This is a genomic window from Kitasatospora sp. NPDC059722 (assembly GCF_042733235.1).
GTDB lineage: Bacteria > Actinomycetota > Actinomycetes > Streptomycetales > Streptomycetaceae > Kitasatospora.
Window position 1 is genome coordinate 4,598 of the sequence record NZ_JBHWGD010000176.1, and the last position, 648, is coordinate 5,245.

Genomic DNA, 648 nt, shown 5'->3' on the forward strand with positions numbered 1-648 from the left:
TCCGCGGGATCCCTAATCACACCCGCCAATCCCCCCCCCCCCGCCGCCCGCCACCCCGCCGTCCGCGGCGTCACCGTCGTCGTCCGCGAGGACAGGCTCGTCGCCTACGCCGCCTGCCCCGACGGAACCGACCCGCACGACCTGCGCGACCTCGCCGCCGTCCACCTCCCCTCCCACATGGTCCCGGCCGCGGTCGTCACCCTGGACGCCCTCCCCCTGACCCGCAACGGCAAGATCGACCACGCCGCCCTGCCCGCACCGGAGTTCTCCGGCGACACCGCCGGCTACGTGGCACCGCGCACCCCGGCCGAGGAGATCCTCGCCGAGATCTGGGCCGAGATCCTCCAGGTGGACAAGGTCGGCGCGGACGACGGCTTCTTCGACCTCGGCGGCGACTCCATCCGCGCCGTACAGGTGGCCGCCCTCGCCCGGGGGCGCGGGCTCGGCCTCGCCGTCGCGCAGATCTACGAGCACCGCACCCTCGCCGGCCTCGCCGCCGCCGCCGACACGGCCGGCGACCGCGCGGGCACCAAGCCCTTCGAGCTGCTCTCCCCCGCCGTCCGGGCCCGGATCGGCGACGGCCCCGCGGCCGGCGGCGGGGGCGGCGCCCCCCCGCCCGGGCGGCCGGGGGGGCGGGGGGGGGACCCC

At 78.5% G+C, this 648-nt stretch carries 1 protein-coding gene; it reads left to right on the forward strand.

Going from position 1 to position 648, the window contains the following annotated elements; genetic code table 11:
- A partial coding sequence (locus ACFV4F_RS41520; protein WP_380510887.1) for a phosphopantetheine-binding protein occupies positions 1 to 648 on the forward strand: 648 nt, incomplete at both ends.